The sequence below is a fragment of the Roseobacter insulae genome, from assembly GCF_019375555.1.
Taxonomy (GTDB): Bacteria; Pseudomonadota; Alphaproteobacteria; order Rhodobacterales; family Rhodobacteraceae; genus Roseobacter; species Roseobacter insulae.
Genome location: NZ_JAHXDN010000008.1, coordinates 92484 through 117748 on the forward strand (window position 1 = coordinate 92484; position 25265 = coordinate 117748).

Genomic DNA, 25265 nt, shown 5'->3' on the forward strand with positions numbered 1-25265 from the left:
GAAGTTTAACCACCCGTAAATATGCGCGGGTGACGCGGATGCGGCCGCCCGGCAGGCTGCCTGTGATTTCACGATCGCCGCACAGCTGAAAATATCTTGTGCTGCGTCAATTACGATCATTGCTCCCGGCCGCAACTCCCTCTAAAACCGACGAGACTCCGGTGGCGGGCTTGGGAACGGCCAGTCATCGACCAACGAACACTATTCAGGAGGCAAGAGCATGGCAGACGCAGCCATCCACGGCCACGACCACCATGACGAACGCAGCTTCTTCCAGCGCTGGTTCATGTCCACAAACCATAAAGACATTGGTATCCTCTACCTGATCGTCTCCGCTTTTGTCGGTTTCATCTCGGTGGCCTTCACCGTCTACATGCGGCTGGAACTGATGGACCCCGGCGTCCAGTACATGTGTATGGAAGGGGCGCGCTTCTTCGCCAGCGGCGAAGCCTGTACCCCTAACGGTCACCTCTGGAACGTGCTGATCACCGGCCATGGCATCCTGATGATGTTCTTCGTGGTGATCCCCGCGCTTTTCGGCGGATTTGGCAACTATTTCATGCCCTTGCAGATCGGCGCGCCGGACATGGCGTTCCCGCGGATGAACAACCTCAGCTTCTGGCTCTACGTTGCCGGTACCACGCTGGCGGTCTGCTCGGTCCTCAGCCCCGGTGGCAACGATCAGCTGGGCTCAGGCGTCGGCTGGGTGCTCTACCCGCCGCTTTCGACCAACGAAGGCGGGTTCTCCATGGACCTCGCGATCTTCGCGGTGCACGTCTCGGGGGCCTCCTCGATCCTCGGTGCGATCAACATGATCACCACTTTCCTGAACATGCGCGCGCCGGGCATGACACTCTTCAAGGTGCCGTTGTTCTCCTGGTCGATCTTCGTGACAAGCTGGCTGATCCTGCTGTCGCTGCCGGTGCTGGCGGGCGCGATCACCATGCTGCTGATGGACCGGAACTTCGGCTTCACCTTCTTTGACCCCGCAGGCGGCGGCGACCCGGTGCTTTACCAGCACATCCTGTGGTTCTTCGGCCACCCGGAGGTCTACATCATCATCCTGCCGGGCTTCGGGATCATCTCCCACATCATCGCGACCTTTGCGCGCAAACCGATCTTCGGCTACCTGCCGATGGTCTGGGCGCTGATCGCCATCGGGGCGCTTGGCTTCGTTGTCTGGGCGCACCACATGTACACCGTCGGCATGAGCCTGAACCAACAGGCTTATTTCATGCTCGCCACCATGGTCATTGCGGTGCCCACCGGCGTGAAGGTGTTCAGCTGGATCGCCACGATGTGGGGCGGCTCGGTGGAATTCAAAACGCCCATGCTCTGGGCCTTTGGCTTCCTCTTCCTCTTCACCGTGGGCGGCGTGACCGGCATCGTGCTTTCCCAGGCCGCCGTGGACCGCTACTATCACGACACCTATTACGTGGTGGCGCACTTCCACTACGTGATGAGCCTCGGGGCCGTCTTCGCGATCTTTGCGGGCATCTACTTCTACCTGCCCAAGATGTCGGGCCGCATGTATCCTGAATGGGCGGGCAAGCTGCACTTCTGGACGATGTTCGTCGGCGCCAACCTGACCTTCTTCCCACAACACTTCCTCGGGCGTCAGGGCATGCCACGTCGTTACATCGATTATCCGGACGCCTTCGCCTATTGGAACGCCTGGTCAAGCTGGGGCGCTTTCCTGTCCTTCGCTTCGTTCCTGTTCTTCTTCGGTGTCATCGCCTGGACCCTGCGCTCCGGCAAAAAGGTGACCGAGAACAATCCGTGGAACGAATACGCGGACACGCTGGAATGGACCCTGCCCAGCCCACCTCCCGAACATACGTTCGAAATCCTGCCCAAGCAGGAAGAGTGGGATCACAAGCACGCCCACTAAGGCACCCATGCTCACCCCAAAAAGCCCCGGACTTCCGGGGCTTTTTTTTGCGCGACAGGCAGATGCGGGCTGCGGACCGGGGCAGCGACCTGCACACCCCCTGCCCTCCGGCACCGGTCAGTCCGCCGACAGTTCGTAGTCCTGCAGGAAATCCACGAACAACTGCATCGCACCGTCGGGCGCGTCCCGTTTCCAGAAGGCGACGGTCTGCAACCGTTCCGATGCATCCTCGATCGGAATGGCGACCAGCCCGGGCCCGATGGCATTAAGCACGCTCTCGGTCAGGATCGTCACGCCCATCCCGGCGGACACCAGACCGAGAATCCCGGCGGTGTTGAACGCCTCCTGCACCACCTGCGGCACGAAACCCGACCGGCGGCAGAGCGGCAGGAGGTACGAATGGAACTGCTCCCAGTCCTTTGACGAGCCATGCACGAAATCCTCCCCCGCCAACTCCTCCAGCCGGATCGCGGCGCGACCGGCCAGCGGGTGGCTTTCATACACAACGCAGACGAACCGCTCGGATTGCACGGGGCATTGCCGGTATCCGGTGCGGTTGATCGGGCCGGTGACAAAACCGATGTCCAGCGCCCCGGTGTCCAGTTTCTGCAATTGGGTGACGGTGACATCGTGATGCGGCTGCAGGATGATGTTGGGATGGCCGTCCTGAAATGCCTTGAGCAGGACCGGCAGGCACCCGGCAATGGCCATATCGGTATAGCCGATGCGCAGGCTGCCCAGCAGGCCCCTGTGCGCCAGCCGCGTGTTGTCGACCGCATGGTCGATGGAGTTGATGACCCCGCGGCAACCCGCCAGAAAGCTCTCCCCGGCCGGGGTAATCTGCACATTGCGGTTGGAGCGGGTGAATAGAACAACGCCCAGTTCCTTCTCCAGGTACTGGATCGCCCGGCTCAACGCCGGCTGGGCCACGCCCAGCCGCTCAGCCGCCCGCCGGAAATGCTGTTCTTCCGCGACGGCGATGAAATAGCGGATATGTCTGAGGCCAAATTTCATGATGCTTATACGGCATCATTCATTACCCAGTCGATATTATACCGGCAACATAAAATGTGTCATCCTGCCTGCATAATCAAAAAACTGCGAAATCCACCAACCCGGAGAAACCCATGAAACCGCTCAAACCCCTTTCCCTCGCCGCCGCGCTTGCGGTGCTGGCCGCGCACCCCGCCCTGGCCGCCGACGTGACCATCAACCTTGGCTATGCCGCCGCCGAAGGCAGTTCCTACAGCGTGCTGGCCAACAAGTTCGAGGAGCTGGCCGAAGAATACTCGGGCGGCAGCATCGACGTCAAAGTGCGCTGCTGCGGCCAGCTGATGGGCGAGGATGAGGCTTTCAAGGCGATGCAACTGGGCACCGTCGACATGCATGTGATCACCGGCAACAACATCTCACCCCACTTCCCGCTGATGGATGCCTTCGTGCTGCCCTACATCTTCGAGGACAAGGACCACGCCTACCGCGTGCTGGAGGGCGAGGTGGGTGCGAATTTCGCGCAGCAACTGCAAGAGGCCACCGGCGTGCACCTGCTCACCTTCGGCTTTGTCGGCGACCGCGATTTCTACAATTCCCGCAACCCGATCACCAAGATGGAAGATATGGCCGGGCTGAAGGTGCGGGTGCCCAAGAACCAGGTGATGATCGACACCTTCACCGAATTCGGCGCCGCCCCCATCCCGCTGCCCTGGGCCGATACGCCCACCGCCCTGCAGACCGGCACGGTAGAGGGTGCCGACAACGGCACCTCCTTCATCAAGTCGCAAAAATTCTATGAAATCATGCCGCATTTCACCGCGCTGGAACATTTCACCTATTTCTCGCCGCTCTTTGCCAGTGACCGGATCATGGGCAAGCTGGACGACGCCCAGCGCGACGCGGTGATGCGCGCCGCGCATGACGCCGGGGTCTTCCAGAAAGAGGAAATGACCCGGCAGGTCGGTGAAATCCGCGCCTTTCTCACCGGCGAGGGCGGCATGAAAACCGCAGAGTTCGACCGGAGCGATTTCATCGCCGCCGGTCAGCGCGTGCAGGATAAATACGCCGCCGACAAGGGCGCGGAGTTCACCGCGCTGGTCACCGAAATCCGCGCCGCTGCCGAATAACCCCGCGTCGCTGTCCCAACAGGGTGGCAATATCCCGCATGCCACCCGCTTTCCCTCCTCCGTTCAAGGGGCTGCCCCATGCTGAGCAAACTTGACCGCTATTTCGAAGAGGTCCTCTGCACGCTGTTTCTCTGTGTTGTCGTCGGGTCGGTGCTGATGCAGGTGATCTTGCGGTTTGTCTTCCACACCGCCGCCGCCTGGGCCGAGGAGACGGCGGTCTACGGGATGATCTTCGCGGTCTATCTGGGCGCCACCATGGCCACGCGGGACCGGGCGCATATCCGCATCACGCTGCTGATCAGCCGCCTGCCCCGCCGCCTGCAGGTCGGCTGCGTCGTGCTGGCCGACATGCTCTGGCTGGGCTTCGTGATCTTCATGATCGTGCAAACCACGACCTACACGCAGCTGTTGTTCAACGTCACCTACCAGACACCCGGTCTCGGCATCGAGCAGCGCTGGGTGCAGATGTTCATCCCCATGCTGTTTGCCCTGATGGTCCTGCGCATTCTCCAGGTCTACTGGCGCTGGCGCCGGGACAACTTCGCAGGGCTGCCGCTATGACCGACGCCACGGCCGGCCGCCCGCGCCCCAATATCACCGCGATCGCCATTCTGGCTGCGCTGATCCTCGCGCTGATCCTCGTGCTTGCCGACGGCAGCAACGGGCCGGTTGTCATGGCGGTCGTCTTTGTTGTGACCATGGCCATCGGCATGCCCATCCCCTTCGCCGCCGGCATCGCCACCGTTGCAGGGCTGCATATTGCCGACATCCCGATGACCCTGATGGCGCAGGCGGCATGGACTGCGTTCGAGCCCTTCCCGCTGGTCACCATTCCGCTCTTCGTGCTGGCCGGTCAGCTGATGGAACAGGGCGGCATGTCCGAAAAGCTGGTCAACATCGCACAGAAACTGGTCGGGGCCTACAAGGGCGGGCTTGGCCTGGTGACGGTCGTGGCCTGCATGTTCTTTGCCGCGCTCTCCGGTTCTGGCCCCGCCACCACCGCCGCCATCGGGTCGATCACCATTCCGGCAATGCAGGCAGAGGGTTACCGGTCACGCTTTGCCGGGGCCATTGCCGCCGCGGCCGGTGCGCTTGGCAGCATGATCCCGCCCTCGAACCTGCTGATCATCTTCGCGCTGGTCACCGATGTCTCGATCCCGCGCCTGTTCCTGGCGGGCATTATCCCGGGCATCCTGCTGGGGCTGATGCTGATGGTCGTGGTCTTCGTCATCTCGGTCAAGAACGACTACGGCGGCACCGGCGAGCCATTCCGCTGGGGTCCGCTGCTCACCGCCTTCTGGGAGGGCAAATGGGCGGTCATGGCCCCGGTGATCATCCTGGGCGGCATCTATGCCGGTATCTTCACCCCGTCCGAGGCCGCCGGTGTTGCGGTTGCCTATGGTCTCTTCGTGGGGCTGTTCATCTACCGCGGTCTGACGCTGGCCAAGCTTTTCGCGGCGTTCAAATTTACCGCCATCGTCATCGGCACGGTGCTGTTCATCCTCGGCTCAACCAAGGCCTTCGGCCAGCTTGTCACCATCTTTGACATCCCCGACGCGGTGCTCGGCCTGTTTCGCGGGCTGGTGGATTACCCGTGGCTGGTGATGCTGCTGATCGGGGTGTTCTACATCATCGTCGGCATGTGGCTGGAAAGCATCCCGCAGATCATCATCTTCACGGCGGTGTTCTTCCCGCTGGTGACCAGCCTCGGCATCGACCCGGTGGTCTTTGGCATCTTCACCGTGATGACCTGCGAGATCGGCTTTCTGACCCCGCCCATCGGCGTGAACCTCTTTGTCGCCGCGCGGATCAGCAAGACCACGATCGAGGACATCTCTGTCGGGGTCCTGCCGCTGCTGATCCCCTACCTGCTGATGATCCTGCTGCTCGTGTTCTTCTCCGGCTGGGTGACATTCCTGCCCGATCTCGTGTACGGGCCATCGCGATGACAGCCGAGACCAAAGACCTGCCGCTGCTCGGATACACCGACACGCTGTCGGCCCGCCCGGGCGATACAGTGGCGTTCAAGGTGTCGTCGCTGTCAGCCACACCCTTCACGGCGCGGCTGACCCGGTCCATCAGCGCCGATCCGAACCCGCAGGGGCCGGGCATCGTGGAAGAGGACGCATCGGACTTCTTTGCGCCCGGAAAGTTCCCGTCAGTGCACCGCCCGTTTTATCCTGGCTCCTACGGTATCGGGCAACGGCCGGTCTCGGTCGAGGCGGGTGCAGAGCTCGTGGTCTCTGTCACGCTCTTTCCGACGCGGCTGACCGGCGGTGTGCAAACGCTGATCTCGCTGGGGGCCCTCGATCTGCATCTCGACCCCGATGGTGCGGCGGCCCTCCTCTGCGGTGACGCCACCGTGTCAAGCGGCACGCCGCTCAGACTGCACCACTGGCACCGCGTCGAAGCGCGCATCGCGGCCGGGCGCATGACCCTCCGGCAGCACGAACTGGGGCGCGGCACCGCGCCCCCCGCGACCGCCGAAGGCCCTGCCCCCCGCATCGCGGTCTCGGGCAAACCGCTGGTCGCCGCCCGGCTGGTTGACGGCCACGCCCGCCAGCATTTCAACGGCAAGATCGAAGCCCCCCGGATCATCGCCGGCGCACAGACCCTCTGCGCCTGGGATTTCAGCCGCAATATCCCCGGCACCACGGTACCCGCCAGCGCCGGGCCCGATCTCGCCCTGGTCAACTTCCCGGCCCGCGCCATGACCGGGGCTGCCTGGGACGGGTCAGAGATGAACTGGACCCACAAGCCCGCCCATTACGCGGCGATCCATTTTCACGAGGATGACATCTACGATTTCGGCTGGGACACCGATTTCACGCTCACCATCCCCGATGACATGCCCTCCGGCATCTACATCATGCGGCTGGACTGCAACGGCGCCTCTGACGCGATCCCGTTCTTTGTCTGCCCGCCGCGGGGCACGGCACAGGCCGATCTCTGCGTGCTGGTGTCGACCTTCACCTATGCGGTCTATGGCAACCACGCCCGGCCTGACTACGAGCCCGGCTGGCAGGCGCGTATCGCCGCGTGGCAGGCCTATCCGCACAATCCCGCGGAACACCCGCACTACGGGCTGTCCACCTATAACTACCACAGCGACGGCTCCGGCATCTGCCACGCCTCGCACCGCCGCCCGCTGTTCAACCTGCGGCCCGGCTATCTGACGTTCGGGGCAACCCCCTGCTCCGGCCTGCGCCATTTTCCCGCCGACAGCCATTTGATCAGCTGGCTGCATGCCAAGGACATCTCCTACGACATCATCACCGATCAGGATCTGCACACCCACGGCGCAGCCGCGCTTGCCCCCTACAGGGCCGTGACCACCGGCAGCCATCCTGAATATCACACCACCGAAACCCTCGACGCGCTGCGCGATTACCGCGATGCGGGGGGCCACCTGCTCTATCTCGGCGGCAACGGGTTTTACTGGCGCATCGCGGTGCATTCGGAAAACGACAGCCTGCTGGAAATTCGCCGGGCCGAGGATGGCATCCGCGCCTGGGCCGCCGAGCCGGGCGAGTATTACAACGCCTTCGACGGCACCTACGGCGGCCTCTGGCGGCGCAACGGCCGCGCCCCGCAGGATCTTGTGGGCATCGGCTTCGCCGCACAGGGCGAATTCTTCGGCGATCCCTACCGCCGCAGCTGCGTCGATGCCGCCTTTGACTGGGTGTTCGAAGGGATAGAGGGCGACATCATCGGCGATTACGGGTTTTCGGGCAATGGCGCGGCCGGGTTCGAACTGGACCATATGGATCACCGCCTTGGCACACCTGAAACCGCCGTCCTGCTGGCCCGTTCGGTAACGCGGGAGAACGGCTTCATGCTGGTCCCCGAAGAGCAGCTGACCCATCTGACCAATCTCACCGGCGGGCCGGAGGCAGAGGCCAAGCACGCCGATATGATCTACGCGACCTACCCGGGCGGCGGGTCAGTGTTCGCCACCGGCTCGATCACATTCTGTGGCAGCCTGCCGTGGAACGATTTCGATAATGACATCTCGCAACTCCTGCACAATGTGCTGCGGAAATGCCTGCGCGCGCAGTGAGCTGTTCGACATCCCGGCGCGCTGCCGCCGGATCGCGCCCGCACAGCGCATCTCGCGGGCCGCGACCGGCGTGCGGCGGCCTGGCGTTCTGTAAACATGCCCGCCGGTCGCCCCGTTAACCCGGGCCCGCGGCCCCGCTGCGGTGCATAGCCTGTGCACATGTTGTGCACGCGCCGTGCAGGCTCATTTTTCCACCTATAGTGGCGTTAACGCCCGAACCGCCCCCACCACCGTCCGATGCCCGGCGCGCGGTGCACCCGGAGGCGCCCGGAGCGGTGGTTTGGCAAGGTGCCGCATTGCGCGCCCCCGCGGCTCTGCGATAACATGCGCTCATGCCCTACCAATGGACCTCAGAACCCGGCGACAGGCTCCAGACGCTGAAGCTCTGGCCGCATAACTCCCTGCCCCCGCGCGGCATGGCAGCCTTCGTTCTGGCGACCTTCACGCTCATTCTGATCCCCGCCCTGCCGCTGCTGGGCAGCCCCATTCTCTGGGGTCTGCTGCCGTTTCTTCTGGGCGCCGTCTGGGCGATCTACCACGCGCTCCGGCGCAACCACCGCGCGCGCCAGATCACCGAGGTCCTGACGCTGGATGACGAGGCCGCCCACCTGGTGCGGCAGGAACCCTCCGGCACGGTGAAGGAGTGGGATTGCAAGCGCTATTGGACGACGATCACCAAGTACGAAAAAGACGGGCCGGTGCCGCATTACGTCACCCTGAAGGGCATGGGGCGCGAGGTGGAGATTGGCGCGTTTCTCAGCGAGGACGAACGCGTGTCGCTCTATGACGAGCTGCAGATCGCGTGGCGCCGATAGGCAAGAGTTCACATCGTGTGAATGTTCCGATTTCTGCCGGTATCTCCTTGAATTTGCACGCACCTTCGGGCGTCAACTTCCCCGGCGCGCTAAACGTCCGTTAGGCTCGCAGCCGGCAGATCCCACCGGTTTTGCTCGCGCCACAGGGCGCGCAGGGTTTCGCCCTGCTCCGCGAAGGATGCCGGCAACACGGTGCAGGCGTATATGCGGTCGGCGCGAAAATGCCGGAACCCGCCGCGCAATTCGCACCACCCGGCCAGCAAGACGCATTCCAGATGATAGACAAGCGCCAGCGGACGCACCACACGCTTGGTATCAGTACCTGCCTCGTCCCGATAGGTGAGGCGCAGTTTCACGGCCCGGCGGATCGCATCGCGCAAAGATGCAACCGAGACGCAGCCCTTGCCGGGGTCATCCGGCGCTGCCCCCCAGGGCGAAACCTGTAACCAGTCTGCAGGCCCGTGCAGCGCATCCACTTTGCGGTGGATTCTCAATGCCGCCGCCTGCAATCCGCTGTCACCCGTGCGGGTCAGCATCGCCAACCCGACGCGCAGCGCCTCGATCTCCTCGGCATCGAAATTGAGCGGCGGCAAATCGTAGCCTGCCCGCATCATGTAGCCGATACCCGCTTCGCCATCGATTGGGGTCTGTCGCGCCTGAAGGGTCGCGATGTCACGATAGATGGTCCGTTTGGACACCTCTAGCCGCTGCGCCAGAACATCGGCCGTCATCGGCGCGCGGGCCGACCGCAGAATCTGGATGATCTCGAACAGCCGGTCAGAACGTGGCATCGGGTCCGCCTCTCTTACTGCTGACACCCTAGCAGGAGCCGCTGACAGCGTACTGTCAGCAGGGGTTTGCGACAAAGGTAAAAAGGAGAGGTCCCATGTATTCCTACGATCATTACACGATGTTGCGCCTCGGTCTGGACCGGTGGTCCGGGCACGAACAGAACCAGCACCGCCCGTCCCCTGCGCCACGCATCGCGCCGCCGATCCTGCTCAGAAAGCTGATGCTTTGGCGGCGCCGCAAACTGCAGGTGCCGCGGCGCGCGCCAAGCTAGCTTAAACGGGCTTTGACCTTGGGACCAACAGTGCCGAAATCCATTTGCCCGGTGTATCTGGATTTCAACAGGGCCATTACCTTGCCCATGTCCCGGATACTGTCCGCGCCGATTTCAGCCACCGCGTCAGAAACGGCCTTTTCGGCCTCGGCATCCGAGAGTTGCCGCGGCAGAAACTCTTCGATCACGGCGATCTCCGCCGTCTCGCGTTCAGCCAGATCAAGGCGGCCGCCTTCTTCGTACGCCCGCGCGCTCTCCGCCCGCTGCTTTGACATTTTCCCAAGGATGGCAAGGACTTCGCCATCGCCGACGCCATCCTCGTTGCCTTCCGCGCGGGCGGCTATGTCCTTGTCCTTGATCGCAGCGTTGATCAGGCGCAGTGTTGACAGCCGATCGGCTGCCTTATCTTTCATCGCCTGCTTCAGAGCGGCGGAGACTTTGGCGCGCAATTCCATTGCTGTGCATCCTTTGTTAAGCGGCCTGACACGGATGAAACCGATAAAGCACCTGTTCAGGCCTTGGACCTTATCCAAAGCTTGCAGCAGTCGCAACACGGTCCCTCGCGTCACGGGCCGGGCCACGGCTCTCGGGCCGGTGAATGGGCCTTGACCCGCCCGCGCCGCGCGTCTAGGTATCGCCAGATTTCACTGTCGCCAGCCCGCCTGAAAGGATCGCCCATGCAGCCTCCTGCGTCCGACCGCCCAACCGCTTGTCTGGCGCTGGCCGATGGCACGATCTTTTACGGCATCGGGTTCGGCGCAACCGGTCAGACCGTGGCAGAACTCTGTTTCAACACCGCGATGACAGGCTATCAGGAGATCATGACCGACCCGTCATATGCCGGGCAGATCGTGACTTTTACCTTCCCGCATATCGGCAATGTCGGCGTGAACCCGCAGGATGATGAGACAGGCGACCCGGTGGCGGAGGGCATGATCGTCAAATGGATGCCAACGGACCCGTCGAACTGGCGGGCCACGCAGAATCTGGACGCATGGCTGGCCGCCCGCGGCCGCATTGCCCTGGGCGGTGTCGATACCCGCCGCCTGACACGCGCCATCCGTCAGTCCGGCGCGCCGCACGTGGCCCTGAGCCATGATCCCGAAGGCAGGTTCGACGTGGAAGCGCTGGTGGCTGCGGCGCGAAGCTTCAGCGGACTGGAGGGGCTTGATCTGGCAAAGGATGTCACCTGTGCGCAGTCCTACCGCTGGAACGAGATGCGGTGGGCTTGGCCCGATGGTTATGCCCCGCAACTGCACCCCAAGCATAAGGTTGTGGCGGTGGATTACGGTGCCAAACGCAATATCCTGCGCTGCCTTGCCAGCGCCGGGTGCGACGTGACCGTGCTGCCCGCAACGGCGACCTTCGACGATGTGATGGCGCATGACCCCGACGGTGTCTTCCTGTCCAACGGACCGGGCGATCCCGCGGCAACCGGCTCCTATGCGGTGCCGATGATCCAGAAGGTGCTGGCAGAGACGCAGCTGCCGGTCTTCGGTATCTGCCTTGGCCACCAGATGCTGGCGCTGGCTCTCGGCGCCCAGACAATCAAGATGAACCACGGCCACCACGGTGCAAACCACCCTGTCAAGGACCACGACACCGGCAAGGTCGAGATCACCTCGATGAACCACGGGTTCGCCGTGGATGCCCAGTCCCTGCCGGACGGTGTGGTCGAAACACATACCTCGCTTTTTGACGGCTCGAACTGTGGCATTCGGGTGGATGGCAGACCGGTCTGGTCAGTGCAGCACCACCCGGAGGCCAGCCCCGGACCGCAGGACAGCTATTATCTGTTCGAGCGTTTTGCCCAAGCGATGGCCGACCGGGCGGCCTGACCTGCCCCCCAATAGTTGAAAAGCTTTAATTTAACAGATCGTTAACCCTGATCTGACAGGTTGCCTCGCGTTGAGTATTCGCAAGGCAATCGACCATGAATGACCTTCGCCTGCTTTTGCCCGAGCCTGAAAAGGCCGAGCTGGCCAGTCACTTTGCGCCCATCGGTCGATTGCTGGTGGACCACGGAAAGATTGCGCAGAAGGACCTCGTACATGCGCTGAACCTGCAGGGCCACATTGATGCGCCGCTGGGGGATATCATGATCTCCGAGGGGCTGATCAGCAAACGTGACGTCCTCAGCGCTCTGGCAACGCAATGCCGTGCCGACGGGGCGGATCTGGAGCTTGAGCCACCCCACCCCGACATGGCCGGATTGCTGCCCGCCGCGCTGTGCCTGCGATACGGCGTGGTTCCCTGGAAACAACAGGGCCGCACGCTTTTCGTCGCCACCAGCAGCCCGTCGGATTTTACCCAATTGCGCAAGGCGCTTGGCGCCCGCGGAACCACCCTCTTTCCGGTGATTGTCGATGAACTTCAAATCCAGACCCACATCAGCCGGCTCTACGGCGCGGAACTCGCACAGAAGGCGGCCACACGCGTGCCTGCGATCGAAAGCTGCCGCAGCTGGGCCGCCCAGGGCCGCCACCGCTCTTTGTGGGCAACGACGATCTGCTGTGCCTTGTTGGGCCTGCTGCTGTGGGCACCGGCGTGGACCATCACGGTTGGGCTGCTATGGGCTGTGCTGACCCTCCTGATGACCACGGTGATGAAGACCGCGGCATTTGTCGCGCAGATTACCCACAAGCCACCCGGCCGGGCCGAACGCTGTGACCTGCGGTCGGCGAAGTTTCGGCTGCCACGGGTGTCGGTGCTGGTACCACTTTTGAAAGAAAAGGAAATCGCGGGTCAGCTCATCGCGCGGCTGAGCAAGCTGACCTACCCGAAATCCCTGCTGAACGTGGTGCTGGTGCTGGAGCAGAACGACACGCTGACCCGCGAAACCATCGCACGGACTGATCTGCCTGACTGGATGAGCGTGATCGAAGTCCCGGGTGCCGGAGATCTGACGACAAAACCGCGGGCGTTGAACTACGCCCTCGACTTCTGCCGCGGCAGCATCATCGGCGTCTGGGATGCAGAAGACTGGCCGGAAGCAGACCAGATCGAACGCGTCGTCAGCCGGTTCAACACCGCGCCGGATCACGTGGCCTGCCTGCAGGGCGTGCTTGATTACTATAATTCGCGCACGAACTGGCTGTCCCGGTGTTTCACTATCGAATATGCCACGTGGTGGCGTGTCGTCTTACCGGGGATCGCCAAACTCGGGCTGGTGCTGCCACTGGGCGGAACCACGCTGTTTTTCAAGCGCGACGCATTGGAAAAGCTCGGCGGTTGGGACGCACATAACGTGACCGAAGACGCGGACCTGGGCGTCCGGCTGGCGCGTCACGGCTATGTCACCGAACTTCTCCCCACCGTCACCCACGAAGAGGCGACAAGCCGGGCATGGCCGTGGGTGCGACAGCGCTCCCGCTGGCTGAAAGGCTTCCTGATCACCTATCTGGTGCATATGCGCCATCCCGGCCAACTGCTCCGCGATCTCGGGCTCAAGCGGTTTCTGGGTTTGCAGACCATATTTCTGGCAACCTTCTCCCAATTCGCCGCAGCGCCGCTCTTGTGGTCCTTCTGGCTGACGGTCTTCGGCGTCACCCACCCGGTGGAGACAACTCTGGGCGCCCCAACACTATGGGTGCTCGCAGGACTGTTCATCGTATCCGAAGGGATCAGCCTGATCCTGGGGGTTTACGCGGTCTCGGGCCGGGCGCACCGTCACCTTCTGGCCTACGTTCCCACGATGATGTTCTACTTCACGCTGGGCGCGCTGGCGAGCTACAAGGCACTGTGGGAGATGGTACGCAACCCGTTCTTCTGGGACAAAACCCAGCATGGCGTATCGCATCAGACCGACCCGCGTTAGCACTCTTCCTGACGGCGCGCCGCGTCCTGTTTGAGCCGCGTCATGAAGGCCACCGATATATGCTCCCGCAAGGCCTGATCCGCGCCTTCCGCATCTTTTGCCTCGATCGCGCTGACAATCGCACTGTGTTCAGCCTGCGCGATTTCGCCGCGCCCCTGCGCCGCCAGCGAGGTGGTGGCCATCAGCGCCATCGTCCTGTGCACAAGATCCAGTTGTTGCACCAGATACCGGTTATGCGACGCGAGATGAATTTGCGTGTGAAATCTGCGGTTTGCGCGGGCCAGCGCCACCGGGTTATCCACCAGCGCGTTGTCCGCTTCGACCATTTCCCGCAGAATACGCACTTCTTCTTCGGTGGCATGTTGGGCGGCGAGACGTGCGGCCAGACCCTCCAGCTCGCGGCGCACGACATAAAGCTCGGCCATTTGGTTATGATCAAGCGACGCAACAATCAGGCTGCGGCCATCCCGGGCCAACAGCGATTGGGTTTCAAGGCGTTGCAACGCCTCGCGTATCGGCGTTCGCGAGACACCAAACCGCTCGGCCAGCTCGCTTTCGACCAGACGATCTCCTGGGCGGTAAACACCCAGATCAATCGCATCCAGAATGAGCGAATACGCATCCGTTTGTTGTGGCTTTTGCAGGCCCATGCGGGTTGCCTTTTCCAAGATCGTTTCGTCACCTTAACGAGGCGGCGACCCGTGAAGCAACCCCATGGGCTTGTGCGCGGTCGCGCCGCAATTTAGGTAAGCCCTATGCCAAAGGTTGCCTTCTCCGATGTGAGCACATGGGTCTTCGACCTCGATCATACGCTCTACCCGCCGTCCGCACGTCTCTTTGATCTGATCGAGGTGCGCATGACCGCATATGTGATGGACGCGCTCGGCGTGGCGCGCGGCGAGGCCGACCGGCTGCGCAAGCATTACTGGGCAAAACACGGAACAACGCTTGCCGGGCTGATGCGGGAACACGACGTGGACCCCGGCCCTTACCTGACGAATGTGCATGACATCCCGATGGACAGCCTGGACCCAGATCCGGAACTGGCCGCGCAGATCAGGGCGCTGCCGGGGCGGCGCATCGTTTACACCAACGGCTGTGCGCCCTACGCCGAACGGGTGCTGGCGGCGCGCGGGCTGCAAGGGGTGTTTGACGCGGTCTATGGCGTTGAACATGCGAACTTCCAGCCAAAACCGGATCATGCCGCATTTGACATGGTTTTCCGCAAGGACGGGCTGATCCCCGATACCGCCGCGATGTTCGAAGACGATGCCCGCAATCTGAAAGTGCCGCACCAGATGGGCATGCGCACGGTGCACGTGGCCCCTTCACGCGGGCGGGGCGCGCACATCCACTTCCATACCGACGATCTGAGCGCCTTTCTGGCTAAGATCATCTGACGCCCCTGCGACAATCGGGCCACTATGTTTTAACCTTTTGCGCCCTATCTCCCTGATAACATCGTCATAAAGGAGCCTCACCGTGTCGCTTGCACCCGCAGAACCCATCCTCCCCTTCTGGCAACGGATGTTTTACCGCGTGCCGGTCATCGGGTGGATCGCGCGGGACATCATGTTCGGTGACAAGAACAATTTCTGGTTCGCCCTCATCGGTTTTGTCAGCCTGTGGATGTGTTCGGCCCTGACCTTTGGATTGCCCGGCCTCTATCTGCCCGCCCTCGCGCTGGTCCCGGTTGTCTTTGTGCTTCTGCTCCTGATAACCAAAGGCTAGAAAGCTTCAGACCACGGCCAAGGTCGCGCAGCGGCCCCGCAGCGCGTTGATATGAACGGAGATCATATGCCCGATCAGAATTGGGATATCCTAATCTCCGGCGGCGGGATCGCCGGCCTGACCGCAGCTGCCGCTTTCGGCACCGCGGGCTTCTCCGTCATCTGCGTCGATCCCGCACCACCTGTCACCGAGCGCGACGCGGCCGGCGCCGACATGCGCACCACCGCCATGCTGCAACCCGCCTGCGGCGTCCTGGAAACCGCAGGGCTCTGGAACCGTCTGGAGCCCTTTGCATCGGCCCTGCAAATCATGCGCATCGTGGATGCGGGAGGCGAAAGCCCGGAGCCCCGCATCATCAAGGACTTTAACGCATCCGACGTGTCCGACCAGCCTTTTGGATGGAACCTGCCCAATTGGCTGTTGCGACGTGAGATGGTCGCGCGGCTTGCGGAGCTGCCGAATGTCGATTTTCGTCCGGGGACCCGCACGATGTCGCTGTTCACCCGCGAAGGCGAAGCGCGCGTCGGCCTGAGCGATGGCCACAAGGTGCACGCCAGGCTGGTGATCGCTGCTGACGGGCGCGGCTCTTCCATGCGTCAGGCCGCGGGTATCGATGTCAAAACCAGACGGTACGGTCAGAAAGCGCTGGCATTTTCGGTTACCCATCCGGTGCCGCATGAAAACGTATCGACCGAGATTCACCGGACGGGCGGCCCCTTCACGCTCGTGCCTTTGCCAGACCGGGATGGGTCACCCTCTTCGGCCGTCGTCTGGATGGATGACGGACCGCTTTCGCAGAGACGAAGCACCATGGATATCGCCGCTTTCGAAGCGGAAATGACCGAACGCAGCTGTCATCTTTTCGGGCCACTGTCGCTTGCCTCGCCACGAACGCTCTGGCCCATCATAAGTCAACAGGCAACCCGGCTGAGCGGGGAACGGCTGGCCCTGATTGCCGAAGCCGCGCATGTGGTCCCCCCGATCGGGGCACAGGGGCTGAACATGAGCCTTGCAGATACCGCGACACTTCTTGCACTGGCCCAAGAGCGCCCGGAAGGGTTGGGGGATCGCACGATGCTGGATACCTATCACAAGGCGCGGTACGGCGATATCTCCCTGCGGGTTCAGGGGATCGACGTCCTGAACCGCGCCAGCCAGGTTCACAGCCCGATGCTGCGTGACCTGCGCGCCGCAGGGTTGAACGCGCTCTACACCATGCCCGCGGTGCGTAAAACGCTTATGCAGATGGGGCTTGGCGTGAAGTAAGCGGCTCTACAGCACCTTGTCGATCACCCGCTGCAACCGGCTCAGCGTCCCATCGACGTCGTGAAGCTTGTCCAGCCCGAAAAGACCCAGGCGGAAGGTACGAAAATCGGCCGGTTCATCACATTGCAACGGGACCCCGGCCGCAATCTGCATGCCCTCGGCGGCAAACTTCTTGCCACTCTGCACATCCGGATCGGACGTGTAACTCACCACAACCCCGGGCGCGCCATAGCCCTCTGCCGCGACCGACACGACGCCCTTGGCCGCCAGCATCGCCCGTACCGCGTCTCCCAGTTTCCATTGCGCTTCCTTGAGGCGCTGAAATCCGTAGTCCCTGGTTTCCAGCATGGTGTCGCGAAAATCGCGTAACGCGTCGGTAGGCATGGTCGCGTGATAGGCATGCCCGCCGCTTTCATACGCCGTCATAATGCTGTGCCATTTGCCCAGATCAATCGCGAAACTGTCGGACCGGGTTTCGGCCAGCCGCGCCTCGGCGCGCTCAGACATCATGACCAGCCCGGCGCAGGGCGCGGCCGACCAGCCCTTTTGTGGAGCCGAAATGAGCACATCGACACCCAGGGCGCGCATATCGACCCATGCACAGCCGGAGGCGATGCAGTCGAGCACCATCAATGCGCCCACATCATGCGCCGCCCGGGCCATGGTCGCGATATAGGCGTCGGGCAGGATCACACCGGCGCTTGTTTCCACATGTGGGGCGAAAACAACGTCAGGTTTTTGCTCCGAGATGGCCGCGACAACTTCGTCGATCGGCGCGGGTGCGAAAGGCGATGGTGTGGCATTCGCCGTCTGGCGTGCCTTCAACACCGTTGTCGCGGCGGTCAGGCCTCCGGTTTCGAAAATCTGGCTCCAGCGGTAGGAAAACCAGCCGTTGCGCACAACCAGCACTTCGGCGCCTCGCGCAAACTGCCGGGCCACCGCTTCCATGCCATATGTGCCACCGCCGGGGATGATGGCCACTGCGTCGGCGGCGTATACATCCTTCAGCATGGAGGACATGTCGTTCATCACCTGCTGAAAGGCAGCGCTCATCGAGTTCAGGGAACGATCCGTGAAAACGACCGAGAACTCTTCCAATCCGTCTGGATCAACAGTGTCGAGTAATGCAGGCATGAATTTGTCTCCCTCAGCTTCGGCCAGACCTAACCTTTCATAAGGGCCGTGGCAAAGTTTACTTCGGTATTTCTGATCACTTTGCACGCCCCCCACCCGAGGCAACCGACGTCGGCCTTAGCCGATCGGACCCGCACGGCGCTCTTCACTGAGCAACACATTCGCTTCAACTTCTCCGACACCGGGCAGGGTCATGATCCGGCGCCGCAGCACCCGTTCGAAGTCGGGCAGATCACGGGCGACCACCCGCAAGCGGTAGTCATACATGCCCAGCACATGCTCCACACGCTGGACTTCGGGAATGGCGCTCACCGCGCGTTCGAAATCTTCAAGACTGACGCGCCCCTTGGTTGCCAGCTTGACGCCAAGAAACACCGTGACGCCGAAACCCAGAGCTTCAGCATTCAGCCGCAGGCGACGCCCCCGGAGAATGCCGGCGCTTTCCAGCTTGCGGATCCGCCGCCAAGTCGCGGGCTGCGACAAGCCCAGAGTGCGTCCCAACGCACCAGCGCTTTGCATCGCGTCCCGTGCCAGCGCACGCAGAAGTGCGCGGTCCAGTTCATCCAGCTCAGTCATAGCGGCAATGCCTCTTCCGCCTTGATCCGGGCGATCTGCATCAGCGCTTCGATATCGGCAATATGGGGCAGTGTCAGAACACGGCTGCGGTAGATATCCTGATAATGGGCCATGTCCCGCGCGATGATGTTCAGCCGAACGTCTACGCGCCCCAGAAAAGTTTGTATCTCCGTGACTTCAGGGATCGCCCGGGCCGCTTCGATAAAATCGTCAAATGCGCGGGCCTGAGTTTTGTCCAGCGTCACCCTCAATGACACTTCGACCGAATATCCCAGCGCCGCCCAGTCGATCACGGCGCTTGTGCCCTCGATAATTCCCGTCTCCTGCATCCGGTTGATCCGGCGCGCGGCTTTTCCCGGCGTGATGGTGCAGCGTTCTGCCAGTTCCGCAGGGCTGAGACTTGGGTCAGATTGCCAGTGCCGCAGGATACGGCGATCAAGATCATCAAGCATGATATTCTCAACAGTTAGCAATTACGCGAATTAATTTTTCATTAGCCTGCTGATATAGTCAAAGAACAGTAATGGCAATCAACATCAGAAGGCGTATTTTGACGCCAGATTCCAATCAATCAAAGGATTGCCAAAATGCGCGTTTATTATGATCGCGATTGCGATGTGAACCTGATCAAAGACATGAAAGTGGCCATTCTGGGCTACGGCAGCCAGGGCCACGCCCATGCGCTGAACTTGCGCGATTCCGGTGCGAAGAACCTCGTTGTCGCCCTGCGCGAAGGCTCGCCTTCCGCCGCGAAAGCCGAAGGTGAAGGCCTCAAGGTCATGGGGATCGCCGAAGCCGCAGCCTGGGCTGACCTGATCATGTTCACGATGCCCGATGAACTGCAGGCTGAAACGTACAAGAAATACGTTCACGACAACATCCGCGAAGGCGCGGCCATTGCATTCGCACATGGCTTGAACGTGCACTTCGGCCTGATCGAACCCAAAGAAGGCATCGACGTGGTGATGATGGCACCCAAGGGTCCCGGCCACACCGTGCGCGGCGAATACACCAAAGGGGGCGGTGTGCCCTGCCTTGTTGCGGTGGACAAGGACAGTTCCGGCAAGGCGCTGGAAATCGGTCTCTCTTACTGCTCGGCCATCGGCGGTGGCCGCTCGGGCATCATCGAGACAAACTTCCGCGAAGAGTGCGAAACGGATCTCTTCGGTGAACAGGCCGTTCTTTGCGGGGGCCTCGTGGAACTGATCCGGATGGGCTTCGAGACGCTTGTCGAGGCAGGCTACGCGCCTGAAATGGCCTATTTCGAATGCCTGCACGAGGTGAAGCTGATCGTGGACCTGATCTACGAAGGCGGCATCGCGAACATGAACTACTCGATCTCCAACACTGCCGAGTACGGTGAATATGTCTCCGGTCCGCGGGTCCTGCCCTATGACGAGACAAAGGCGCGGATGAAAGCGATCCTGACCGATATCCAGACCGGCAAATTCGTGCGGGACTTCATGCAGGAGAACGCGGTCGGCCAGCCCTTCTTCAAAGGCACACGTCGCATCAACGACGAGCACCAGATCGAAGCCACGGGCGAGACGCTGCGCGGCATGATGCCGTGGATCTCGGCAGGCAAAATGGTCGATAAAGCGAAGAACTGATCCTTCGGCCCGGATCGAAACATCTGGTGATCCAGACGCATTATTCAGAACGGGGCGGGCGCAGTCCGCCCCGTTTTCTTTGAAAGACCAGAATGTCTCAAGCACCTGATATCTCGTTCAAAAGCTGGCTGATGGTGGCCGTTCTGGGTTTCACCTGGGGCGGCACCTTTCTGGTCACCGAAGTGGCACTCGAAGGCTTGACACCCTTCTGGCTGGCCGCGGGTCGCATCGGGTTTGCCGCCGTGCTGATGATGGCAATCTGGGCGGGGCTTGGATTCAAGCTGTTTGACGATCCTGTGCCGCGCGGCACGTGGGGTGCGGCCTGCCTGATCGGCGCTCTCAGCTCCGCCGTTCCTTTCATGCTGCTTGCCTGGGGCCAGCAATTCGTCACCTCCGGTTTTGCCGGTGTTTCCATGGCTGCGGTTGCATTGATCGTGCTGCCACTGGCGCATTTTCTGGTCCCCGGCGAGCGGCTGAACCTGCGCAAGGGGCTGGGGTTCATCATAGGTTTTTTCGGCGTTTGCGTGCTGATCGGCGCGCAGGCCTTTGAAACGACGGGGGCGTCGATGGAGCCGGCTGGGCGTCTGGCCTGCTTAGGGGCCGCGACATGCTACGCCGTGTCATCCATTCTGATGCGCCGCCTGCCGCCGGTGGACACCATCGGTCTGTCAACCGTTCTTCTGCTGATCGGTGCGCTTCTGGTCATCCCGCTGGCGCTGGCGGTCGAGGGCCTGCCGCCCATGCCCGATACCAAAACGCTGATTGTGGTCATAATGCTCGGCCTGATCCCGACAGCCGCGGCGAACCTGCTGCGGGTGCTCGTCGTCCGCACGGCGGGCCCGGTATTCATGTCGTTGACCAATTATCAGGTTCCGTTGTGGTCCGTCGTTTTGGGCGCTCTCTTGTTGGGTGAACCGCTTCCGCCGTCACTTTTGTGGGCAATGGTTCTTATCCTGAGCGGCGTGGCACTCAGCCAGTATGGTGCGCTAATGCGTCTTTTCCGGAACGGATGAGAAACGGTTAGCCGCCAACCGCGTCGGCAACCGCCTCCACGATGCTGTCGACCGCCCGCTCCATCAGGCCGGCGTCCTCATGCTCCGCCATGACCCGTACCAGGGGCTCGGTCCCGGATTTCCGGATCAACAGCCGACCGCGTCCCGCCAGATCAGTCTCCGCCTGCTTGATGGCCCGCTTGACGCCATCACTGTCCAGCGGTGCCTGGCCCGCGGCAAACCGGACATTTTTCAACAGTTGCGGCACCGGTTCAAAGCTACGCAACAGGGCACTGGCCGGTTTCTGCGAGCGTATCATCTCTGCCAGAAACTGCATTGCCGCCATCAGCCCGTCGCCCGTGGTGGCATAGTCCGACATCACGATATGACCCGATTGTTCGCCGCCCAGGTTGAAACCTCCCGACCGCATTCGTTCCACAACATAGCGGTCCCCGACCGAGGTCCGTTCCAGTCTGAGGCCCTTGTTCGCGAGGAAATGCTCCAACCCGAGATTGGACATGACAGTCGCCACGAGCGCCTTGTTTGCCAGCCGACCTTCTTCCGCCCATCGTGCGGCCATCAGGGCCATGAACTGATCGCCATCGCCAACCGCGCCGTTTTCGTCCAGCAGGATAACCCGGTCCGCATCTCCATCGAGACAGATGCCCACGTGCGCACCATGCGCGACAACGGTCTCGGCGGCCAGCTGAGGGCTGGTCGACCCGCAGCCCTCGTTGATGTTGTGACCGGTTGGGGTCACCCCAACCGGGATCACCGTCGCGCCCAGCTCCCAAAGGGCCTCAGGCGCCACGCGGTAGGCCGCACCGTTGGCGCAATCCACGACAACCTTGAGACCATCAAGCAGCATCTGCCGGGGAAAAGAAGATTTCACCCGCTCGATATATCGAAAGCGGCCATCGTCAATCCGTTTGGCGCGACCGATTTTTTTCGCTTCCGCAGGGGTGACGCCTTCGGCAATCAGTGCCTCGATATCGGCCTCCATCTGGTCGGAGAGCTTGAACCCATCCGGCCCAAAGAACTTTATTCCGTTGTCACCGGCCGGGTTATGGCTGGCCGAGATCATGACGCCGAGATCGGCCCGCATCGAGCGTGTCAGCAACCCGACGGCTGGCGTTGGCACCGGCCCCAGAAGCAGTACATTCATGCCCGTTGAGGTGAGCCCCGCGGTCAAGGCATTTTCAAACATGTACCCCGACAACCGCGTGTCCTTGCCGATCACGACGCGCCGCACGCTGGAGCCATCGCGGCTGAAGTACTGTCCGACGGCGGCGCCTATGCGCAGCGCCATTTCCGCCGTCATCGGGTGTGTATTTGCGGTGCCCCGCACCCCGTCGGTTCCAAAAAGCTTATCCATGCGCGCAACCTGCCATGGCCGCGCGCCAAAGCGCAATGGCTTGTGCGGTTTCCGGCACATCATGAACGCGCACAATTTGTGTCCCATGTTTCAACGCCGCGAGCACAACGGCGATCGAGCCGGGCAGACGCTTTTCCGCGACCCCCTCGCCGCCGATCGTACCGATGAAACGCTTGCGTGACGCGCCCAGCAGGATCGGAACACCCAATCCGTGGAAAAGGGACAGCCGCGCCAGCAGTGCCAGATTGTGCTCCATCGTCTTGCCAAAACCGATGCCCGGGTCCGCGACGATCCGCGACCTGGGGATGCCGGTGGCCACCAGCGTGGCGATCTGAGCTGACAGGAAGTCATAGACATCCAGCAGAACGTCATCATATGTCGGCGCCTGCTGCATTGTCTCGGGGTCCCCCTGCGCATGCATCACGCAGACCGGCACCAACTGATCTGCACATAGCGGGGCAAGACCAGCATCGAATGTGAAGCCAGACACGTCGTTGACCAGAGTGGCTCCCGCCTGCAGCGCCGCGGCGGCAACTGCCGCCTTGCGCGTATCGATCGAGATGGCCTGGGTGATCCCGGCGGCCCGCAACGCCTCGATGACCGGTGCCGTCCGCTGGATCTCCGCCTCCGCAGGGACGAAGGCCGCGCCCGGCCGGGTCGATTCACCGCCGACGTCCAGAATGTCCGCCGCTGCCATCGCAAGGGCACCGGCAGTTGCCGCCTCGACGGTATGATGTCTGCCCCCATCCGAAAAACTGTCCGGCGTGATGTTCAGAATGCCCATGATCCGGGGGCGGTCCATCGACAGCCCTGCAATTGCTGCGCGCGGCCGGGTCAGCGGCGCAAGATCGGCGGCATCCAGCTCCGACGCCAGAACGATTTCAGGGTCTGCGGATCGTGACAACACTTCGACATCCGTGAACCACCCCCACCCACCGGCGAGGTCAAAGGAGGTTGAAGGTCGCGCCGTATCCAATTGAACAATCGGGCGAAAATAATCGGGCATGACTCAGAGCTTTGCGGTATCCGCTGGAACGGCCCGTAGCGGCAGGGAGGAGGATCGGGGCATCTCCGCCCCGATGACCAGCATTTCGCTCGCATCAAAGGTCGCGGCGAACCACGCCGCCAGCGCAATTGCATCGCTTGGTTGTGCGGAAGGTCCGTCAACCGCATCCAGCACGATTTTCGACGGTGCCCACACGCAGGTCTGCCCGTTTTTCATCGCCCAGTCCAATTCGGTCCGCGTATCGACGACGACACAGCGATCGTCTTTCGACGCCAGAACCCACGCGTTCTGTTCTATTGCCAGCAGGTCGATGCGCCGTTGTGCCATGCGGTGCGACGTTTGCGGCGCAGGTGTGTCAGATGCGCCGACGCAAAAAATCAGTGGACGGCCCGTTGCCTCCAGCTGATCGATCCAGTCTTTCAGATGCGGCGAGGCGATGGCCGCGTTGCTGAGGTAGACCAATTCAGGGTGGAGCGCGTCTTCTTCATCCGAAAGGAATGCGGCCGCCTGCCCGCGCGTGCGGACGATCTCCACCCCCAACGCACCGGGACCACGGTCCAGCTTTTCAATACGCACGAAGGCGCGCATGGCCTGAGGTTCGAGAAGAATACGCTCCGCAACCCGCTCTGCCAGAGTTTCGAGCAGGTTCAGCCGCTCATCGGCAAGTTCAAAAGCGATGGCTTCTGTCACCTTGTCATAGCTGAGAATGCGGTCGACATCATCGTCAATCGGGCTGGTCAATGGCCGGACCTCGACCACGACGTTGAAACAGATACGCTGGGTGACGCCGCGCTCTGCCTGAAAGGCACCGATCTCAATTTCAACGATATGGTCGCGCAGGGAGATCCTGTCGCGCGGTTCGGACCCGGCGGTCGCCTCCGAGCGTTCGGAGGGATGGGCGAACGCCAGTCTGATTTCGGAACTCATGGGCCGGACCTTCCGCCAAAGCTAAGCAGGCGCCATCATAGATGACGCCCGCCCTTTAACAGTCTTCACACCGGCACGCCATGGGCCGAATGCGTCAGTTGCTGGCAGTACGCCAGGTATGGCGGTAAAAGATGTGGTCCCCGATTGCGGCCGTTTTTGTGTAGACGCGGCTCCACCGAGGGTTCACGGCGGTTGTGTGGTAATGCGTGGCGCCTTCGGTCAGGTCCGGCGCGTCGCCGTTCAGAGCGGCGCGTGCCACTTTGGACACACGATCATAGGCGCGCGGTTCCGCGATGATCTCTTTGTGACCGTCACATGTATAGGTGAACTGACACTGGTACTTCTTGCCGGTGCCCTGATTGATCACGCCACAGGCCGAGCCTGGAAAGCGTTCCGACTTCACACGGTTCAGGATCACTTCAGCCACGGCGAACTGGCCTTTGACAGTTTCGCCACGCGCCTCGAAGTACAGCGCCTCCGCCAGGCAGCGCAATTCATCGCCCCCCTGCGCCTTGGGCTGAGAATCCAGCCAGTCGCGTGAAAACTCGACCGGTACGCTTTTCTCAACGGCAAAAGCCGTCTCCCGCATGCGGCGCACAGTCACCGCTTCGAGGTCCTTGGACATTTTCTTTTCAGTCTGGTCACCCTGACGGGCCATGCCCGGTTCGGCCACAAAAAAGCCCAAAAGTAACCCCAATGAAAACGATAAAATCGTTTTGCAGACAATACGCACGACGGCGTCCCCCACGATATTTCAATGGCGCTCGTCTACCGAGAATAAAAGTTGACGTAAAGTTTACGGGCACAAGCATGGTTAACGTCGGCATGCAATCGCTCAACACGCGGCGCTAGAATCCACAATATGTTGTGGCTTCAATTTAC

General features: G+C 62.0%; 25 protein-coding genes. 14 read left to right on the forward strand and 11 right to left on the reverse strand.

Translation table 11 applies throughout. From position 1 onward, the window contains the following. The first annotated feature begins 220 nt into the window (after positions 1-220). A complete protein-coding gene (gene ctaD, locus KX928_RS22115) occupies positions 221-1891 on the forward strand; it encodes a cytochrome c oxidase subunit I (protein WP_219507118.1) in 1671 nt (556 codons plus the stop codon). Between the two features lie 117 nt (positions 1892-2008). Here the strand turns inward: ctaD and KX928_RS22120 are convergent, their stop codons facing one another. After that, complete coding sequence (locus tag KX928_RS22120; protein WP_219507121.1) at positions 2009-2905, reverse strand: LysR family transcriptional regulator; 897 nt, start codon at positions 2903-2905, stop codon at positions 2009-2011. A gap of 113 nt (positions 2906-3018) precedes the next feature. Here KX928_RS22120 and KX928_RS22125 point away from each other — a divergent pair, with 113 nt between their 5' ends. From KX928_RS22125 to KX928_RS22145, 5 genes are all read left to right on the forward strand, one after another. Further along, on the forward strand, positions 3019-4011 hold the full coding sequence (locus KX928_RS22125; protein WP_219507124.1) for a TRAP transporter substrate-binding protein: 993 nt from the start codon (positions 3019-3021) through the stop codon (positions 4009-4011). 78 nt (positions 4012-4089) lie between these two features. Further along, on the forward strand, positions 4090-4572 hold the full coding sequence (locus tag KX928_RS22130; protein WP_219507127.1) for a TRAP transporter small permease: 483 nt from the start codon (positions 4090-4092) through the stop codon (positions 4570-4572). Next, a complete protein-coding gene (locus KX928_RS22135; RefSeq protein WP_257884030.1) occupies positions 4569-5960 on the forward strand; it encodes a TRAP transporter large permease in 1392 nt (463 codons plus the stop codon). The genes KX928_RS22130 and KX928_RS22135 overlap by 4 nt, the downstream gene beginning before the upstream one ends. After that, positions 5957-8071, forward strand: coding sequence for a N,N-dimethylformamidase beta subunit family domain-containing protein (locus KX928_RS22140; RefSeq protein ID WP_219507130.1), 2115 nt, complete (start codon positions 5957-5959; stop codon positions 8069-8071). The genes KX928_RS22135 and KX928_RS22140 overlap by 4 nt, the downstream gene beginning before the upstream one ends. A 332-nt stretch (positions 8072-8403) precedes the next feature. Further along, on the forward strand, positions 8404-8886 hold the full coding sequence (locus KX928_RS22145; RefSeq protein ID WP_219507134.1) for a DUF2244 domain-containing protein: 483 nt from the start codon (positions 8404-8406) through the stop codon (positions 8884-8886). Between the two features lie 89 nt (positions 8887-8975). On the opposite strand, the gene KX928_RS22150 is transcribed toward KX928_RS22145, so the two are convergent. Further along, on the reverse strand, positions 8976-9677 hold the full coding sequence (locus KX928_RS22150) for a helix-turn-helix transcriptional regulator (protein ID WP_219507137.1): 702 nt from the start codon (positions 9675-9677) through the stop codon (positions 8976-8978). Between the two features lie 95 nt (positions 9678-9772). Here KX928_RS22150 and KX928_RS22155 point away from each other — a divergent pair, with 95 nt between their 5' ends. Next, complete coding sequence (locus KX928_RS22155) at positions 9773-9949, forward strand: hypothetical protein (protein WP_219507138.1); 177 nt, start codon at positions 9773-9775, stop codon at positions 9947-9949. Here the strand turns inward: KX928_RS22155 and KX928_RS22160 are convergent. Continuing rightward, positions 9946-10404, reverse strand: a complete 459-nt coding sequence (locus KX928_RS22160) for a GatB/YqeY domain-containing protein (protein ID WP_219507139.1) — start codon at positions 10402-10404, stop codon at positions 9946-9948. The genes KX928_RS22155 and KX928_RS22160 overlap by 4 nt on opposite strands. Positions 10405-10626: 222 nt before the next feature. Here KX928_RS22160 and carA point away from each other — a divergent pair, with 222 nt between their 5' ends. Then, positions 10627-11787, forward strand: coding sequence for a glutamine-hydrolyzing carbamoyl-phosphate synthase small subunit (gene carA, locus KX928_RS22165; protein WP_219507140.1), 1161 nt, complete (start codon positions 10627-10629; stop codon positions 11785-11787). A gap of 95 nt (positions 11788-11882) precedes the next feature. Further along, positions 11883-13766, forward strand: coding sequence for a glycosyltransferase (locus tag KX928_RS22170; RefSeq protein WP_219507141.1), 1884 nt, complete (start codon positions 11883-11885; stop codon positions 13764-13766). Here KX928_RS22170 and KX928_RS22175 read toward each other — a convergent pair. Next, positions 13763-14416, reverse strand: coding sequence for a GntR family transcriptional regulator (locus KX928_RS22175; RefSeq protein WP_219507226.1), 654 nt, complete (start codon positions 14414-14416; stop codon positions 13763-13765). The genes KX928_RS22170 and KX928_RS22175 overlap by 4 nt on opposite strands. Before the next feature lie 105 nt (positions 14417-14521). On the opposite strand from KX928_RS22175, the gene KX928_RS22180 reads away from it, so the two are divergent. From KX928_RS22180 to KX928_RS22190, 3 genes are all read left to right on the forward strand, one after another. Further along, positions 14522-15166 carry a pyrimidine 5'-nucleotidase gene (locus KX928_RS22180; protein WP_219507142.1) on the forward strand — a complete coding sequence of 215 codons (645 nt, stop codon included), beginning with the start codon at positions 14522-14524 and terminating at the stop codon, positions 15164-15166. Between the two features lie 127 nt (positions 15167-15293). Then, entirely contained in the window at positions 15294-15497 is a 204-nt protein-coding gene (locus KX928_RS22185) for a hypothetical protein (RefSeq protein WP_219507229.1), read from the forward strand. A gap of 66 nt (positions 15498-15563) precedes the next feature. Further along, positions 15564-16763 carry a UbiH/UbiF family hydroxylase gene (locus KX928_RS22190; protein WP_219507143.1) on the forward strand — a complete coding sequence of 400 codons (1200 nt, stop codon included), beginning with the start codon at positions 15564-15566 and terminating at the stop codon, positions 16761-16763. Positions 16764-16769: 6 nt separating this feature from the next. On the opposite strand, the gene KX928_RS22195 is transcribed toward KX928_RS22190, so the two are convergent. From KX928_RS22195 to KX928_RS22205, 3 genes are all read right to left on the reverse strand, one after another. Then, positions 16770-17897, reverse strand: coding sequence for an aminotransferase class V-fold PLP-dependent enzyme (locus KX928_RS22195; RefSeq protein WP_219507144.1), 1128 nt, complete (start codon positions 17895-17897; stop codon positions 16770-16772). 117 nt (positions 17898-18014) lie between these two features. Continuing rightward, positions 18015-18473, reverse strand: coding sequence for an Lrp/AsnC family transcriptional regulator (locus KX928_RS22200; RefSeq protein WP_219507145.1), 459 nt, complete (start codon positions 18471-18473; stop codon positions 18015-18017). Beyond that, positions 18470-18925 carry an Lrp/AsnC family transcriptional regulator gene (locus tag KX928_RS22205; protein ID WP_219507146.1) on the reverse strand — a complete coding sequence of 152 codons (456 nt, stop codon included), beginning with the start codon at positions 18923-18925 and terminating at the stop codon, positions 18470-18472. The genes KX928_RS22200 and KX928_RS22205 overlap by 4 nt, the downstream gene beginning before the upstream one ends. 135 nt (positions 18926-19060) lie before the next feature. On the opposite strand from KX928_RS22205, the gene ilvC reads away from it, so the two are divergent. Next, positions 19061-20083 (forward strand): ketol-acid reductoisomerase, encoded by a 1023-nt coding sequence (gene ilvC, locus KX928_RS22210; RefSeq protein WP_219507147.1) that lies wholly within the window; start codon positions 19061-19063, stop codon positions 20081-20083. A 92-nt stretch (positions 20084-20175) separates the two neighbouring features. Further along, positions 20176-21096: a DMT family transporter gene (locus KX928_RS22215; RefSeq protein WP_219507149.1), complete on the forward strand. Its 921-nt coding sequence runs from the start codon at positions 20176-20178 to the stop codon at positions 21094-21096. 7 nt (positions 21097-21103) lie between these two features. Here KX928_RS22215 and glmM read toward each other — a convergent pair whose 3' ends face one another. From glmM to KX928_RS22235, 4 genes are all read right to left on the reverse strand, one after another. After that, a complete protein-coding gene (glmM, locus tag KX928_RS22220) occupies positions 21104-22450 on the reverse strand; it encodes a phosphoglucosamine mutase (protein WP_219507158.1) in 1347 nt (448 codons plus the stop codon). Next, positions 22443-23456, reverse strand: a complete 1014-nt coding sequence (gene folP, locus KX928_RS22225; protein WP_219507161.1) for a dihydropteroate synthase — start codon at positions 23454-23456, stop codon at positions 22443-22445. Before folP ends, glmM begins: the two co-directional genes overlap by 8 nt. A 3-nt stretch (positions 23457-23459) precedes the next feature. Beyond that, positions 23460-24383: a dihydroneopterin aldolase gene (locus tag KX928_RS22230; protein WP_219507164.1), complete on the reverse strand. Its 924-nt coding sequence runs from the start codon at positions 24381-24383 to the stop codon at positions 23460-23462. 94 nt (positions 24384-24477) lie between these two features. Beyond that, positions 24478-25068: a cell wall hydrolase gene (locus KX928_RS22235; protein ID WP_373274819.1), complete on the reverse strand. Its 591-nt coding sequence runs from the start codon at positions 25066-25068 to the stop codon at positions 24478-24480. Positions 25069-25265 lie beyond the last annotated feature (197 nt).